Genomic DNA, 14595 nt, shown 5'->3' on the forward strand with positions numbered 1-14595 from the left:
TAGGGTTGGAGAGGGTTTATATGGAAACGAACCGCAGAGGCGCAGAGAACGCGGAGGGAAGAGAGGTAGGAGAAGAAATGAATCGGCTTACGGGCGAGGTGATTGGGGCGGCGATTGAGGTGCATAGGGTGTTGGGGCCAGGGTTTTTAGAGGAGGTGTATAAGGAGGCGCTAATTATAGAATTTTTCAGATGTGGGATACCTCATGTGGTTGAGAAGGGGGTAATAGTAAATTACAAAGGACATGAAGTAGGCAAGGGGAGATTAGATTTTCTGGTTGCCAATTGTTTAATTGTGGAATTAAAAGCTGTCCAAAATTTAGCCCCAATCCACGAAGCTCAAGTCCTCTCCTACCTTAAAATGACTAATTACCCCTTAGCCCTTCTCATCAACTTTAACGTCCCCCTTCTCAAAGACGGCATCAAACGCATTATCCTCTCTTAATCTCTCTCTGCGCCCTCTGCGCCTCTGCGGTACCCTTCGGGAAGCCACTTCGTGTCTACGTCCCCCAAACCTATGAAAAATCAAACAACCTTCCCTTGGACATTCATCCCCACCCTATATTTCACCTCCGGCATACCTTACGTCATCATCAACACAGTTTCCGTAATCTTTTACAAAAAACTCGGAATAAATAATACTCAAATCGCCTTATGGACAAGCTTTCTCTATCTACCCTGGGTTATCAAAATGTTTTGGGGCCCAATTGTCGATATTTACTCTACCAAACGCAAATGGATACTTTATACCCAATTTGCCATGTTCTGCTGTTTGAGTTTGATAGCCTTCTCCTTACAACTGCCAAATTTCTTTTTCATCTCCCTTGCAACATTAACAATAGGAGCATTTATTTCTGCAACTTATGATATTGCTACAGACGGCTTTTATCTGCTGGCTTTATCTCCAGAACAACAAGCCTTTTTTGTTGGCATTCGCTCACTGTTTTATCGAATGGCTGTTATCTTCGGTTCTGGGATATTAGTAGTTTTAGCAGGTCAGCTTGAAGTATCTCTTAATAACATTCCTTTAAGCTGGACTATAGCTATTGGCTTCTCAGCTTTAATTTTAGCAATCCTATTTATTTTCCATCGCCTAATTTTACCCTTACCTGAATCAGATAATCGCCGACAAATACAAGCTAGGGAAAATATACCCTTTTGGTCAATCATTAGCTCATATTTTGCTCAAGAGAAGATTATAGCCATTTTAGCATTTATCTTACTTTATAGACTTGGTGAAGCAATGCTTGTCAAAATAGCCTCTTTATTTTTATTGGACAAACCAGAAGTAGGTGGTTTAGGGTTATCAACATCAGATGTCGGATTAGTCTACGGGACATTTGGGGTAATATCCCTGATTTGTGGAGGAATTTTAGGAGGTTTGTTCATTTCTAAATATGGATTAAAAAAATGTCTGTTTCCTATGGCTTTGGCGTTAAACTTGCCTGATATATTTTATGTGTATATGGCTTACAGTAAACCTTCACTAACATTAGTGTATCCCTTGGTTTCTTTGGAGCAATTTGGGTATGGGTTTGGATTTACAGCTTTTAGTGTTTATTTAATGTATATTTGCCAAGGCGAATATAAAACTTCTCATTTTGCTATTTCCACTGGCATCATGGCTTTAGGAATGATGCTACCAGGTTTAATTAGTGGTTATCTGCAAAAAGCTTTTGGTTATCCATTATTTTTTATTTTGGTTTGTTTGCTGACCATTCCTGGGATGATTGCTCTATTTTTTATACCTTTAAAAGAACCAAAGCATCAGAATAATTAACATTATCACAGAATTATGAGTTATGTTTTGGGAATAGATGGCGGCGGTAGCAAGACTGTTTGCATACTAATGAATGATTTGTGTCAAGTACTAGGTCGCGGTGAAGCCGGTTCATCTAATTATCAGAGTATAGGTATTGAAGCCACTTTAGAATCTATTCAATCAGCAATTCACAATGCGCTTGAAACAGCAAGAATTACAAATACTGTGAATATTGAGGCGATATGTCTGGGTTTAGCTGGTATAGGTCGTGCAGCAGATATCGAAGTAGTAAAAGGTTTAGTTAAAGAGTTACAAGATAACAAATATCTGCCTATTACTTGGGCATTACAGCCAGCGAATATTGTAATTTGCAACGATGCTTTAATTGCTTTAGTTGGTGGAATTGGTCAGCCTGTAGGAATTGTGGTTGCAGCAGGTACTGGTTCGATAATTTTTGGGCGAAATCATCAAGGACATACTAAGCGAGTCGGCGGCTGGGGGTATATTTTAGGAGATGAAGGGAGCGCCTATAAAATTGCGATCGCTGGCATGAATGCAGCATTAAAATCTTATGATGGGCGGGAAATATCAACAAGTTTGCTAGAGGATTTCAAACAGCATCTTGATTTGGAAAGTATAGAAGATTTAATAGAAGTAGTCTATCGGCGAAAATGGGGAGTGAAACAGATAGCGGCTTTAGCACCAATTGTAGATTTTGCAGCAGCATCAGGTGATATAGTAGCGAATATCATCATTGATGATGCTGTCAAAGAATTAGTGAAAGCTACATCTACAGTAATTGATGCAATTTTTACTGCCGACTCAGTTTTAGAAGTAGTCACAACGGGAAGTCTATGGCACGGTAGATGCAAGATCCATGAAAGATTTGCAGCATCTCTTGTTAATAAGTTTCCTGAAGTAAAGGTGATTTTTCCGAGGTATGAGCCTGCTTATGGTGCTGGTTTGTTAGCATTGCAGACAACTTCAAAATTGACGCAAAGAAAGCAATAATAGGAGTTTTCAGTCTGCGAATATGCGCTCCAAAAAAGCTACAATTTCAGACCAAGCTGCGGTGGTAGCACTAGAATCATAACGATAACCGTCGTCGCGCATGAATGTATGCTCTGCTTCATACAAGAAAACTTGGTGAGGTACGTTAGCATTCTCAAGAGCTTTAATTATAGTTTGGCGATCGCTCTCTGGTATATGAGGGTCAAGAGTACCAAACACCATTAGCATCTCGCCTTTAATTTCACTTACTCTCTCGATTGTATCGGCTACCTCCTTACCCAGTTTGCCACTGGGAATACCAGTAGGGTAACAGCAAACGGCAGCCCGAATTTCGCTTTGAAATGCGGCGCGGAAAGCTAAATGTCCACCAATACAAAAGCCGAGAGTCCCTATTTGATTTGGAGAAACCGCACTTTCTGTTTTCAGAAATTCAATCACAGCAAGGCAATCGGCATCATAATCAGCTACCGAGGTTCGACGCGCATCGTCATTACCCCGCATTCGTCCAAGATCGTCTGGCTCAATTACTAAACCAACTGGCTCAATTCGGTGAAAAATTTCTGGGGCTGCTACTACATAGCCGTATCCTGCTAAGTAGTTAGCTAGACGAATCATTGGCTCACCTAACTGATAAATATCACTGTAGAACACAATACCAGGATATTTTCCTGCTGCTTTGGGAGCCGCTACATAAACACGCATTAAGCTGCCATCTACTCTTAACTCAACATTGCGCTTAGTGATTTGCACTTTTTTATCTCCGTGTACTGCTTGCTGTGATTAAAGTAGCTACTGCCGTCAGGCATTCATCCGCATCTACAAAATACCCGAAGTTTTTCCAGCATCAGGATAGGCTACTAACTGTCAATGAAAGAAAGCAATGGCGTTGCATATTTGCGGGATGATTTTTTTAGTTTTGTGAGACGGGCAACATGAGCGTTCCTTGTATATCGGGGCGCTCATGTTGTCCACCCTACAAGAATCATCCCTTGATTCAGTAACGCCAAAGCAATAATAGGAGTTTTCAGTTTGCAAATCACCCCACCCTAACCCTCCCCTTATAAAGGGGAGGGAACTAGATTTCCTGTTTCCCCCCTTTGCAAGGGGGGACTAAGGGGGGTAATTCGACTTGTGTGTACACTGTAACCTTTCAGGAGAGAGGCTTTGAATCTTACTCCCCTTCCCTTGCACTACGGTGTACACACAAGTATGACCAGCATAGGTTTCAACTCCTCTAGTTGTTTCGTAGGGTGCGTTATGGAGCAATACAGTTCAGTTAAGCATTTTTTTCTTCTCTCTGTGTCCTCTGCGCCTCTGCGGTAGTCTGCGGCAAGCCGCTCCGCGTCTACGTTAAAAAAACTGACTTTGACAAAGAGTTTTAGCCTTAACTGAACCGTATTGCGTTATAGAGACGCCGAAATAACAAATGCACTCGCCGAAATAACAAATGAGTTCGCCGAAATAACAAATGAGTTCGCCGAAATAACAAATGAGTTCGCCGAAATAACAAATGAGTTCGCCGAAATAACAAATGAGTCCGCCGAAATAACAAATGAGTTCGCCGAAATAACAAATGAGTTCGCCGAAATAACAAAGGGGACAGATGACATTCGCTTGCTGCGAAGCACCCATCCCCGAATAGCTGCCCAGATGATCAACCTGGAATCTATAGTCCGGTATCTAATAATTCCAATATCGGCCGAGATATGTAGATTGTCACTGGGATAGATACTGATTTACGAAATACCTATGAAAAGATAGTTACACAATTACTCTTGCTCACTCCTTCTTCCTTTCCCCATTGCCAACAGCGCCGTTCCGTAAGCAGCTTCTGTATATACTGACGCTACTACAGGAACCTGCAAATAACGCGCCCTAATTGCAGTCCAAGTATCATTCGTTGCGCCACCGCCAGCAGTATAAACACGGGTCAACTTGTCTGCACCCATTTGTTGTAATAATTCATACCCTCGTGCTTCTATGCGGGCAATGCTTTCTAACAACCCATGCAAAAATTCCACTGGATGATCTGGGCGTGGTGACAAACGTGGGGGTAGATTGGGATCATTAATAGGAAAGCGATCGCCTGCTTTCAATAATGGATAATAATCTAACTCACTGGCAATTGAAGCATCAATCTCCCGGCTAAGGCTTTGTAACTCAGCGTTTGTGAAAAATTGCTTAAGTACTGCACCCCCAGTATTAGAAGCACCCCCAGTCAGCCACAAATCACCCAACCGATGGCTGTAAATCCCATATCGCGCATCTTCTACACGGGTACGACTTAACAACTTTAGTACCAATGTTGAACCCAGAGAAGTCACGGCTTCACCAGGTAATTTTGCCCCACTGGCGAGAAAAGCGGCAATACTATCAGTTGTACCTGCACACACCTGACAATCACCGCAAAAACCGAACTTATCGGCAATTTCAGGACGCAATTTTGCAATCGGAGTCCCAGGAGTTAAAACTTTGGGTAGCTGAATCGGTATTTGCAAATTTTCTAGCCATTCTGGGTATTTCAACTCTTCCACGTCATAACCCAGCTTTAAAGCATTATGGTAATCGCTAATCCCCAACTGACCATGTAGAAGAAACGCCAGCCAATCTGCTTGATGCAGGAAATATCTAGCTTCGCTAAAAGAAGGTAACTGCCTCATCCACAAAAGTTTGGCGAGGCTGGAGGTGGCACTCAACACGGTATGATTGGGGGGTGCTATGCTCCTCAAATGCTCTAGCATCAATGATCCCCGCGCATCGTTATACAGCAATGGTGCATCTGTTGGATTGCCAACAGCATCGACCAGCAAGACGGTGGAAGAAGTACCATTAATTGCGATCGCTTTAATTTTTCGCCGCAATTGGTCAGGTATTTGTTCCATCAGCGCAAATAAAGCTTGCTGCCAAATTTTTGGCATAACAGGGGCTGGTGAATCCTGGAAGGGATATCGCACCTCAGCCTGGATATAAGAAGCTTCCTCGTCAATCACCACACCGCGGGCACCAGATGTACCGAAGTCGATACCCAAATACAAATTCATATTTTTTATCAATCCCGGATTTATCCGTGGAGTCAATCCAAAATCCAAAATCTAAAATCTAAAATTGTCTGACCAATAACTGCTTTTGTTGCATCTTGTAACAAGATATTCCCCAATCTTGGCAAAACAAGGAAAAGTAGTAAACGAACTGTTCAAAATCCATTCAGGTTAGGAGGTTTTCAGCCATGCCTATCTTAGATACTCTGTACATCGCTCAGATATCTTCCATCTCAGATACTCAAGTCTACATCGCTCTAGTTGTGGCGCTGATCCCAGGAGTTCTAGCTTGGCGATTAGCCACAGAACTTTACAAATAACACTCCGATGTGACACAGTTAAAAAGCTAATAATCCTGGCAGTACGGGGTGCAATTTCCTTTCTTCTTGTGGCTTTATGCCATAAATAGCTAGGAAACTGGCACTTACGTAAGCCAGGTTGTTTTTTAACTGGTGCAACACTTGTAGTTATTTCAAAAAAATGAAGTAATATGACAGCTAAATCAAGCAGTAATTAGCGCCAGAACGCTTTTACAGTGCTTCCCTTCATTCAGCGAGGTTATTTTTTAGCATCATGAACGCGATTCAACCCTCCAGACCACCGTCACAACCTATACAAAAACGCCGGGCTGTTCCTCGACCAAAACGGCATCTACGTCAACGTTCTTACCAGGTGATGGCACTGGAAAGCACAGCCAAAATAGCGGTTAATCTTGCAGTTACAGCCATTGCAGCATCTGCATTAGCACAACTTTTGCCTTATCATTGGTTACAGCAAGAAAAGTTGCGAGAAATTAGTACTGAAGTCAAGCTGATGGAAGGACATGTGAATGGTTTGCAGGCGAAATTTGGCCGTAACTTCGATCCTCAGCAAACTAAAACTATTATGCAAGAACAAGGATACCGATTTGATCCCAGCCAGCGTCGGGTCGTGTTAATGAATCAGGATCGCCAAGAAGATGAACAAACAGAGTCATCACCCTAAGACAAATCGCAAATTTGGGATTATTCAGGTTTCTTGTGATTCAGGCTACGTATAAACCGGGTGTTAATTTATATTATTGCTAATAAATAATGGTTAATAGCTAATTTTTGAATAGCTATGTAGTTATCATATATTAGTCATTAGCGATACAGCGTCGCTCCGCTCCAATTCAAAATTCAAAATTCAAAATTCAAAATGAAGAATTTACTTTTTGAATATTGAATTTGCAAAAAGAACTCATCTACCAATTAGGACGCTGATTCAGATAGCAACTCGTTTAGCCAATTTTCGAGTTGTAAACGCAAGCGACAACCAGTAATATCCTTAGTGTTGTCGATAGAGGGCAGTTGAGTGAGGGCGCGACGATAATCAGCGATCGCACAATTCCAGTCGCCCCAAAGATGGTAAGTCCTGCCGCGTTCAGCCCAGATATGACCTTCTAGTTGACCCAAAAGCAGTGCTACCTCAAAATTCTCAATTGCCTCCTCATATTGCCCCAAGTCACGCCAGGTAATGCCTCGGTTAATCCACGCCCGGACATGGCGAGGATTAAAATTAATCGCTTGATCGTAGTCGGCAAGTGCTGCTGCTAATTCTCCACAAGCAGCGTAGTAATTTGCCCGATTATTATAAGCACTAGCCAAATTGGGATTGATTTTGAGGGCAGTATTATAGTCGGAAAGCGCTTTTTGCCTTTTACCACTTTGGAAATAAATTAGCCCCCGGTTATTGTAATCAACAGCATTGTGTGGATGGCGGGAAATTAGTTGGCTTAAAAGTGCGATCGCCTCACTATAATCTCCTTGTTGAGCCGACTTCAAAGCACAAGAGCGTAAGTAGCTATCCCCTAAAGTAGATTCGCTGCGATCGTTCATCCTCTGCTCTTGAACTTTATTTGTATTATTTAGAACATATTTGTATTGCTTACTTTGCTGGTCATCGTCAGCTAAAAATGAGTGAGTATTCATCTTTTTATACATTAAATCAATGCTTCTGGAAATAAAATTATAGTTTTTTACCGCTAGTGGTTTTACCACTGTGTCTATTTTTAAGGTACTTAGGGTTACATTAAAGCTATCTAAAGAGAGAACTTAACTTAGCCGCATAAGAGAAATTTACGCCCTAAACAATTGCTCCTCAAACCTAATCATGGATACTTGATCCCGAAGTTAAATTCCAGAAATAGCAGATGTTAATCTCAAAGACTAGTCAAGTAGTGAGAGCGACAAATTGGTAGAATGCCAACAAGCCGTTCATCAAAGAGGGGATGAGCAGGATAAGGGAGAAGGGGAATCTGGGGGAGAACAATTAATACCCAATGCCCAATGCCCAATGTCCAATGCCCCATCCTCTGGATTCAATTTTTAAGTTTTGAGAAATTTTCCGATGACAACTGCAATTTCCTATCCCAATGCCCCTGATTTAGCAACCGATGATTATATTGTTATCGGCTTGGCAACCTGCTTCGTCAAAGAAGATGGAGAAGTTTATCAAATCGAAGTTATAGAACCGATTCCCTCCGCGGCTTTGGAAGCGCTTTTAAAGGGCATCCCTACCTCCTATAAGCTGGCTCATGCAACAACTTTGGGATCTGTGCTGGATGGCGATTCACAACTGCTGCCAGATGGCTTCCCAGAGTCGGCTCAGTTTGGAGAGGAATTTGTGCCACGGGCATTTGCAGCAGCTCGTACCTACAAGCGTCGTGAATCTGCAAAATCCCTGATTCCCTTAGGTACAAATTACACTGAATTTAAGTATTCCATTGAGCGCAAGCGGGTGTTAAATGCCGCTAGAGTTGTCACTAAAGAAGACAACGTTAAACAGCATTCTCACACTCACAAAGTTCTTTAAGTAATTATGCTAAAACTTTACGGCGGTGCTAGGAGTCGAGCCTCAATTGTTCACTGGTATTTAGAGGAAATAAAAGTTCCTTACGAATTTATCAAGCTCGATATGCAGGCAGGTGTTCACCTCCAGCCTGAATATTTGGCAATTAACCCAATTGGTAAAGTTCCAGCAATTGTTGACGGGGATTTTAAACTTTGGGAATCTGGGGCAATTTTGCTGTATCTTGCCGATAAATACGGTAAAACCTCAGTTTCAGCAGAGGAACGTGCTGTATTTTCCCAATGGGTGTTGTTTGCCAATGCTACCCTTGGGCCAGGAATTTTTGTCGAAGCAAGTCGGGAGCGGGAAATGCCCCGCTTGTTGACTCCATTAAATGAAATTTTCAGTAAGCAACCTTTTCTGCTGGGTAATGAGTTCACCGTTGCTGATGTGGCAGTGGGGTCTATTCTGAATTACATTCCCATCATGCTAAAGCTAGACCTCACCTCCTACCCAGCGGTGTTGAACTATATGAAGGAGTTATCTGAGCGTCCGGCATTTCAAAAAAGTATTGGCAAAGGGGCTTGATTGTAGTCAACTTAGGGACTGACAAAAAATAAATTATCCAAAATTATTTGTACATTTGTAGGGGATCTTGGCCTTGCGCCCTGGAGATGGGATGTTTTTTTAACTGGAAGTACTTTAAGCCTCGGCGAATGGAATGAGACTGTTGGTCAATTGACAAGGGGTTTAACCCCCCACCCCTAAAACTTTAGCTTTGCGTTGCTTTCCCGCCCTGCAATAATTTGTGGGCTAATAGCTAAAGTGCGTTTCAACATACTAAAATTCCAGAAATTTCAGATGGATTGGGGCTGATGGGTTAGACCCCCTATTGCGCCAACAGTCTCATGGAATTCGCGGCTACACAAACAAAGCCTACGGAGGTGGGCTAAGTAGAAAATTAAGGTTTTTTACCCTCCTGTGCAGGCGGGTAAAGCCTCGTGTAGACGCGGTTTCTAACCGCCCTTTTAGCGTTAAGTTAGCTACCGTGTATTATATCCAAACATAAAAATCTTCAAAAAACTTAGTTTGGATAGGCATTGCCCACCATACAAATCTTTTAACGATAATTTGTAAATTGCAAAGCCACCGGATAGTCTTCTTGTTTCAGCCGCTGCATGACTACTTGTAAGTCATCTTTAGATTTGGCAGAAACCCGCACAACATCGCCTTGGATTGAAGCTTGTACCTTTTTAAATTCGTCGCGAATCAATTTAGAAATTTGTTTGGCGATTTCTTGACTTATGCCTTTTTTGAGTTTGATTTCTTGACGGACGCGATTACCACTAGCTGATTCAACTTTGCCAAAATCAAAGATTTTCTGGGAGAGGTTACGCTTGGCGGCTTTTTCCCGCAGGATGGTGTGTACAGAATCTAAGGTAAACTCGCTATCAGTACTAACGTTAATGCTTTCTTCGACTAACTCGACAGTAGTTTGAGTGTCTTTGAGGTCGTAACGACCTTTAATGTCTCGGATAACTTGATCGACAGCGTTAACCAACTCTTGTCGGTCAAAGTCGCTCACAATGTCAAAGGAAAAAGTAGAAGCCATAAAACATTTTGGATTTTAGATTTTGGATTTTGGATTGGGAATTGGGGACAAGAAGAAAGACTTGTTGCAAGTTATCCTCCTGCTCCCCCTGTTCCTTCATCTCCCTCATCTCCCCACTCCCCACTCCCTAATTAATTACTAGTTTGGATGATACTTAAGAAAAAAAGAGCGCTAGAGCTAAGGATGCCAATGCCAAACATCAGCGATCGCAAAAGGGGTATATTCAAAATATAAAAAATTGAGTATAGCAAACGGGCCACCACAAAGGCGATCGCAGCCAGTTGTGCCTTAGTTGAATTTACACCAGTTACGTATGCCATCAATGCAGCTGCCGCAAACACCATAAACGCTTCAAAGGTGTTCTGATGTGCCCAAGTAGCTCGTTGGGCGTATGGTGGCAGTTTCTCAAACATAGCACGAGGAGTAGAAAACATTTCATACCCAATCCGCGCACGGGCATAAGCTACCACCAAAAATGGCACGTAAATCAGAACGGCAGCAGCAGCGATCGAGTACAAAAAAATTATCATTACTTATTAGTTATTGGTTATTAGTCATCAGTCATCAGTCATCAGTCATCAGTCATTAGTCAAATATAAAGGACAAATGACAAAAGACAAATGACAAATGACTAATCAAAGTAGAAGAGGGTCACTACTTTTCTTTGTTCTTCTGCATCTTGACAAGTTTGCAACAGGGTGCCACTGTCGTGAAATGCAAAGCAGATCAGTTGCTGGCAACGAGAGACAATTTCCTTGTTGCACAGGTAACTAGCTTCAGCAAGAGACAGATTATCATTACTGGAATTTTCCACTAGATGCATTACCTGTTCTAGTTGCTGGCGCGATTCCAAAGGCTGGCGTTCCAGGCTTTGGGGTAGAATCACGGTCAATAAATTCGCATCAGCCCGCGTTGCTCCCTTGATGGCAGCTGAATTTGTACCTGTAGCACCAGAAGTAATGATGCGATTACCCGATAAAACTAGGGCATATGTCATCATTTCAATAAGATTCTGATGCGTAATCGGGACGTGACGAGAACCCAGCAAGGCAATTCTTTTAGAACCCGTTTGCTGGATTGTTGCCAGTTCTTGCGCTAATGTATCGAGGTTAATAAGGTCTGTTGATTGGCTCAAAGATGGACATAATCCGATTAAACGACCCAGATATTTTACCAAACAGCGTGTAGGTGCGAGGCGAACCTGAGTTAGACTTTGCTACAATTTTTCGATTGTTTGGATTACTTGGTCACACCAAGCCAGCCAATGTGTTTCATAAGTGATGCCATTCAGGAGAGTCAAATACTGAAATTTTGCTGATTCTGGGAGTTCTTGCGGATTCTGAAAGCATTCTTGTTCTAAATCCTTATACGTAGATAATTTTTTTAAGTGGGCTTTTTGGTGACGCTCTAGCTCTGCCAAAATCATCTGGTTAGAAGCAATATGCCCAGCAAAAATTTTAACAAGCAAATCATCTTTAATCGGTGTGGGTTCACAAGGAGGAGAAACTTTTGTTTACTGGCGAGGCGCAGGATTGATTCAGTATTGGTGATCGTTCGAGGATTTGGAGCGTTTTGCCAGAAATCCCGCTGATGCACATCTAAAAGCTTGGCAAAGGTTTAATCAAGCCATTGGTGCTGATGGCAGTGTCGGCATTTGGCACGAAACTTATTTAATAGAACCGGGAAGATATGAGGCGGTTTACGGTAATATGCCTATGTTTGGATTAGCTGCTGCAACTAAGCACGTCCCAGCTATGGGGCGGAAAGAGACAGCACGCCGTCGCCTGGGAGGTGACGGCGAACCAGCTGTACCCTCACCAGCAATACACCCTCCTAAGTGATAACTGAGCATAGATGCTCTTAATTGTTTAGGTTGATCAACCTAAGACAATGCCGCTGCCGGAGTTAAACCCAGTTTAGATAACAGGCGGTCAATGTCAAAATGCTCTGACATTAACTGGCGAATGCACTGAACTTTAATCGGCTCGTGGAGGCGGACTTGCCCGAAAGTGCGGTCAACAATTTCTACAGTGGTCAGGGTATCTAAGTCAACAGATAAAATAGGGATTTCTAGTTCTTCAGCGCGACTGAGAATGAACCGCGGGGGTGGTAGTTGCCCGGTGAGAATTAAACATTGGGTAGAAGTTTCCAAAGCAGCTTGCTGAATTTCTACACGATCGCCTCCTGTTACCACTGCCATATTCCGGCGTTTGCGGAAATACTTCACAGCGGAGTTGACATTCATCGCTCCAATTGCCAGACTTTCCACCAACAAATCTAGGCGATCGTTGCGACAGAGAACATCAGCCTTTAACTGCTTAACTAGTTCGCCAACACTGACACTGCGGAGCAAATCGTTGTTGGGCAGCATTGCTAGCACCGGAATCCCCTGCTGTTCCAAAAATGGGCGCAAGAGAGTGTCAACCGCTTCTAGTTGGGTGAGTGGGATATCATTGATCACAACTCCAATCAAGCGATCGCCCACACGCCCTTTAGCAGCCAATAGCGCCTCAACCGAAAGCAACGATTTATAGCGGGTTACTAACAGCACAGCAGCATCCAATACTTCAGCCATTTGCAGCAAAGACAAGTCAAACAAATTGCCTTCTGACAAATCACCAGGCCCCTCCAGTAACACCAAATCTCCTTGGGACATTTGGAAATATTGCTGTATTAGGGACTGTTGATAATCGGTTTTGTCTTCCCCCCGCAAGCGCTTTTGCACATTTAGTTCATCCAAAGCCAGCATTGTAGGTGCAACACGGTTTTCCGGCAAATTGAGGCTAAGAGCGATGAACTGAACATCTTCCTCAATTACGGTTCCACTAGACAAATTCAAACACGTACCGAGCGGTTTACCGTAGGTAATATCCAGTCCTTTTTGCTGTAGCTGATGAGACAAACCCAGAACAGTTGCAGATTTACCGCTGTAAGTCTCGGTTGATCCAATCAGCAAATATTTAGGGGATTTTGGCACACATGCACTCCTAATTTCAAAAGTCAGAAGAACCCAGCTAGGTGTTTCCTAATTCTAGTTCCTTCTGGCAAAAGCTCTCGCTCTCACAAGTTAAGGTTTCCCAGAATTACCTTTTAATTGAACAAGCAGGAGCAAGTGCTGAAGAGACTCTATGGGTGGGAGAAAGGGTGCAGTGGAGAGGAATTTTCCCCCTGCTGCCCCCTGCTCCCTGCCCAACTATTTGTAGAAGATCGGGGCTGGGACAGAAGGAAGATATTTGTGTTATCCGTATTTTGAGCAGAAAATTGCTTTTATAAATATGAATTATAGATGAATATAAACTTGTCAATAGTAATATTCAGTAATTTTTAAATTTATTATTAATTTGGTTGACTTATATGAAACTTATATGGCAGTATAAATACACAGGTGTCTGGCACATAGCTTCATAAATCCTACAGGCTTTAAAGGAAATTTAGTCAGCTTTGAGGATTGCATTATCCCCAAATAAAAAACCTGTTGATAATAATTACTTCGCATGACGTGCTGAAGTAGAGGGATTTTAAAAACCTAGATTCTAGTTTGACTAGGCGGCCTCAATTTTTTTAATTGAGATTGCAATAACGTTTTGAATTATTCACTTTCATGATATTGAAGTGAAGTAGATTTTTGTGAATAAACAACACTTAAAAAGATGAAACTATCTACCACTGAATTAAATTCTGTAGAAACCCAATTTATACTTAACATTTTTTTTGAACTTCAAGATAGTTTGGTTAAAGGTTGGCAAGACTTTAATACAAGTGACAACCTCAAGATACTTAACGGATTTTTTGAATTTATTTTAAGGGCTGGATTCGACGAAAGTGAGTACAGGAGAGCAATACCTAACCCTGCTTATGATAATGGTGCTAAATTGATTGGCAAACCTTTCTTAGAAACGGCAAAGAAATTTGAAGTTCATTTTGATGAAATTTTTCCGGGAAGCTTTTCTGAATCGAGAGAAGCACAAAAGGAAGGTTTTGATGTTCGCTTCTTTAAGCTAAAAGCTTTTTATCACAATAAACCTTTGTGTCTATTTTTACTCAAGTTTCCTCATTTTCATGATAAGTTTGGCTTTCCACTATCACCAGAATTAGAAATTTTAGAATTGTATTGATTGCAGAAAAGACCCAGCGTAAGTCAAAAATCCTGAATCTGGGTCAATTAAATAGTTTTCACTGCCATAGTAATTTACGCCAACCGCAGCACCATGTTGTCCTAGCAGTTTGGCGGTTGCTGCACCAATGCCACGACTTGCGCCTGTGATCAAAACAACGCGATCGCGCAGCAATTGGGTAGTATTTGAGCTTTTTTGAGGTTGGGTCGCAACCATAATTTTCTCCTTTTATTTTTTAATCAGGCTCA

The 14595-nt window shown here is 42.1% G+C and carries 19 protein-coding genes; 10 read left to right on the forward strand and 9 right to left on the reverse strand.

What is annotated here, in order from left to right:
- Positions 1–20: 20 nt before the first annotated feature.
- The 3 genes from V7K46_RS15545 (at position 21) to V7K46_RS15555 (ending at position 2771) form a co-directional block, all read left to right on the forward strand.
- Positions 21–443 carry a GxxExxY protein gene (locus V7K46_RS15545; protein ID WP_335114565.1) on the forward strand — a complete coding sequence of 141 codons (423 nt, stop codon included), beginning with the start codon at positions 21–23 and terminating at the stop codon, positions 441–443.
- A 72-nt stretch (positions 444–515) separates the two neighbouring features.
- Complete coding sequence (locus V7K46_RS15550) at positions 516–1778, forward strand: MFS transporter (protein WP_335114567.1); 1263 nt, start codon at positions 516–518, stop codon at positions 1776–1778.
- 15 nt (positions 1779–1793) lie between these two features.
- Entirely contained in the window at positions 1794–2771 is a 978-nt protein-coding gene (locus tag V7K46_RS15555) for an N-acetylglucosamine kinase (RefSeq protein WP_335114569.1), read from the forward strand.
- A 9-nt stretch (positions 2772–2780) separates the two neighbouring features.
- Here the strand turns inward: V7K46_RS15555 and V7K46_RS15560 are convergent, their stop codons facing one another.
- Complete coding sequence (locus V7K46_RS15560; RefSeq protein WP_335114571.1) at positions 2781–3521, reverse strand: dienelactone hydrolase family protein; 741 nt, start codon at positions 3519–3521, stop codon at positions 2781–2783.
- 648 nt (positions 3522–4169) lie between these two features.
- On the opposite strand from V7K46_RS15560, the gene V7K46_RS15565 reads away from it, so the two are divergent.
- The gene (locus tag V7K46_RS15565; RefSeq protein ID WP_335114572.1) at positions 4170–4499 is read left to right on the forward strand and encodes a hypothetical protein; all 330 of its coding nucleotides are present in this window, start codon (positions 4170–4172) and stop codon (positions 4497–4499) included.
- Positions 4500–4540: 41 nt separating this feature from the next.
- Here V7K46_RS15565 and V7K46_RS15570 read toward each other — a convergent pair whose 3' ends face one another.
- Positions 4541–5812, reverse strand: a complete 1272-nt coding sequence (locus V7K46_RS15570) for an FGGY-family carbohydrate kinase (protein WP_335114574.1) — start codon at positions 5810–5812, stop codon at positions 4541–4543.
- A gap of 227 nt (positions 5813–6039) precedes the next feature.
- Here V7K46_RS15570 and psaM point away from each other — a divergent pair, with 227 nt between their 5' ends.
- On the forward strand, positions 6040–6129 hold the full coding sequence (gene psaM / locus V7K46_RS15575) for a photosystem I reaction center subunit XII (protein ID WP_040630342.1): 90 nt from the start codon (positions 6040–6042) through the stop codon (positions 6127–6129).
- A 253-nt stretch (positions 6130–6382) separates the two neighbouring features.
- On the forward strand, positions 6383–6793 hold the full coding sequence (locus tag V7K46_RS15580; RefSeq protein WP_335114576.1) for a hypothetical protein: 411 nt from the start codon (positions 6383–6385) through the stop codon (positions 6791–6793).
- 248 nt (positions 6794–7041) lie between these two features.
- Here the strand turns inward: V7K46_RS15580 and V7K46_RS15585 are convergent, their stop codons facing one another.
- The gene (locus V7K46_RS15585; protein WP_335114578.1) at positions 7042–7761 is read right to left on the reverse strand and encodes a tetratricopeptide repeat protein; all 720 of its coding nucleotides are present in this window, start codon (positions 7759–7761) and stop codon (positions 7042–7044) included.
- 418 nt (positions 7762–8179) lie between these two features.
- On the opposite strand from V7K46_RS15585, the gene V7K46_RS15590 reads away from it, so the two are divergent.
- Both V7K46_RS15590 and V7K46_RS15595 read left to right on the forward strand, forming a co-directional pair.
- On the forward strand, positions 8180–8644 hold the full coding sequence (locus V7K46_RS15590) for a hypothetical protein (protein ID WP_292738383.1): 465 nt from the start codon (positions 8180–8182) through the stop codon (positions 8642–8644).
- A gap of 6 nt (positions 8645–8650) precedes the next feature.
- Positions 8651–9208, forward strand: a complete 558-nt coding sequence (locus V7K46_RS15595; protein ID WP_335114580.1) for a glutathione S-transferase family protein — start codon at positions 8651–8653, stop codon at positions 9206–9208.
- Between the two features lie 532 nt (positions 9209–9740).
- On the opposite strand, the gene V7K46_RS15600 is transcribed toward V7K46_RS15595, so the two are convergent.
- From V7K46_RS15600 to V7K46_RS15615, 4 genes are all read right to left on the reverse strand, one after another.
- Positions 9741–10232 carry a YajQ family cyclic di-GMP-binding protein gene (locus V7K46_RS15600; protein WP_273767944.1) on the reverse strand — a complete coding sequence of 164 codons (492 nt, stop codon included), beginning with the start codon at positions 10230–10232 and terminating at the stop codon, positions 9741–9743.
- 131 nt (positions 10233–10363) lie between these two features.
- On the reverse strand, positions 10364–10762 hold the full coding sequence (locus tag V7K46_RS15605) for an MAPEG family protein (RefSeq protein ID WP_335114582.1): 399 nt from the start codon (positions 10760–10762) through the stop codon (positions 10364–10366).
- Between the two features lie 101 nt (positions 10763–10863).
- Positions 10864–11367: a DNA recombination-mediator protein A gene (locus V7K46_RS15610; RefSeq protein ID WP_334976739.1), complete on the reverse strand. Its 504-nt coding sequence runs from the start codon at positions 11365–11367 to the stop codon at positions 10864–10866.
- A gap of 81 nt (positions 11368–11448) precedes the next feature.
- Positions 11449–11700: a hypothetical protein gene (locus V7K46_RS15615; protein ID WP_335114584.1), complete on the reverse strand. Its 252-nt coding sequence runs from the start codon at positions 11698–11700 to the stop codon at positions 11449–11451.
- A 94-nt stretch (positions 11701–11794) separates the two neighbouring features.
- Here V7K46_RS15615 and V7K46_RS15620 point away from each other — a divergent pair, with 94 nt between their 5' ends.
- A complete protein-coding gene (locus V7K46_RS15620) occupies positions 11795–12073 on the forward strand; it encodes a monooxygenase family protein (RefSeq protein WP_335114586.1) in 279 nt (92 codons plus the stop codon).
- A gap of 41 nt (positions 12074–12114) precedes the next feature.
- Here V7K46_RS15620 and V7K46_RS15625 read toward each other — a convergent pair whose 3' ends face one another.
- Positions 12115–13209: a phosphotransacetylase family protein gene (locus V7K46_RS15625; protein WP_335114588.1), complete on the reverse strand. Its 1095-nt coding sequence runs from the start codon at positions 13207–13209 to the stop codon at positions 12115–12117.
- Between the two features lie 673 nt (positions 13210–13882).
- Between V7K46_RS15625 and V7K46_RS15630 the strand changes: the two genes are divergently transcribed.
- Positions 13883–14347, forward strand: a complete 465-nt coding sequence (locus V7K46_RS15630; RefSeq protein ID WP_335114590.1) for a hypothetical protein — start codon at positions 13883–13885, stop codon at positions 14345–14347.
- Here V7K46_RS15630 and V7K46_RS15635 read toward each other — a convergent pair.
- Positions 14333–14563 (reverse strand): SDR family NAD(P)-dependent oxidoreductase, encoded by a 231-nt coding sequence (locus V7K46_RS15635; RefSeq protein ID WP_335114592.1) that lies wholly within the window; start codon positions 14561–14563, stop codon positions 14333–14335. The genes V7K46_RS15630 and V7K46_RS15635 overlap by 15 nt on opposite strands.
- Between the last annotated feature and the right edge of the window lie 32 nt (positions 14564–14595).

Source organism: Nostoc sp. (assembly GCF_036917395.1).
Taxonomy (GTDB): Bacteria; Cyanobacteriota; Cyanobacteriia; order Cyanobacteriales; family Nostocaceae; genus Nostoc.

Coding starts and splice junctions, on each gene's coding strand:
- V7K46_RS15545 (WP_335114565.1), top strand. CDS start 21: ATGGAAACGAACCGCAGAGGCGCAGAGAACGCGGAGGGAAGAGAGGTA.
- V7K46_RS15550 (WP_335114567.1), top strand. CDS start 516: ATGAAAAATCAAACAACCTTCCCTTGGACATTCATCCCCACCCTATAT.
- V7K46_RS15555 (WP_335114569.1), top strand. CDS start 1,794: ATGAGTTATGTTTTGGGAATAGATGGCGGCGGTAGCAAGACTGTTTGC.
- V7K46_RS15570 (WP_335114574.1), bottom strand. CDS start 5,812: ATGAATTTGTATTTGGGTATCGACTTCGGTACATCTGGTGCCCGCGGT.
- V7K46_RS15580 (WP_335114576.1), top strand. CDS start 6,383: ATGAACGCGATTCAACCCTCCAGACCACCGTCACAACCTATACAAAAA.
- V7K46_RS15585 (WP_335114578.1), bottom strand. CDS start 7,761: ATGAATACTCACTCATTTTTAGCTGACGATGACCAGCAAAGTAAGCAA.
- V7K46_RS15590 (WP_292738383.1), top strand. CDS start 8,180: ATGACAACTGCAATTTCCTATCCCAATGCCCCTGATTTAGCAACCGAT.
- V7K46_RS15595 (WP_335114580.1), top strand. CDS start 8,651: ATGCTAAAACTTTACGGCGGTGCTAGGAGTCGAGCCTCAATTGTTCAC.
- V7K46_RS15600 (WP_273767944.1), bottom strand. CDS start 10,232: ATGGCTTCTACTTTTTCCTTTGACATTGTGAGCGACTTTGACCGACAA.
- V7K46_RS15605 (WP_335114582.1), bottom strand. CDS start 10,762: ATGATAATTTTTTTGTACTCGATCGCTGCTGCTGCCGTTCTGATTTAC.
- V7K46_RS15630 (WP_335114590.1), top strand. CDS start 13,883: ATGAAACTATCTACCACTGAATTAAATTCTGTAGAAACCCAATTTATA.
- V7K46_RS15635 (WP_335114592.1), bottom strand. CDS start 14,563: ATGGTTGCGACCCAACCTCAAAAAAGCTCAAATACTACCCAATTGCTG.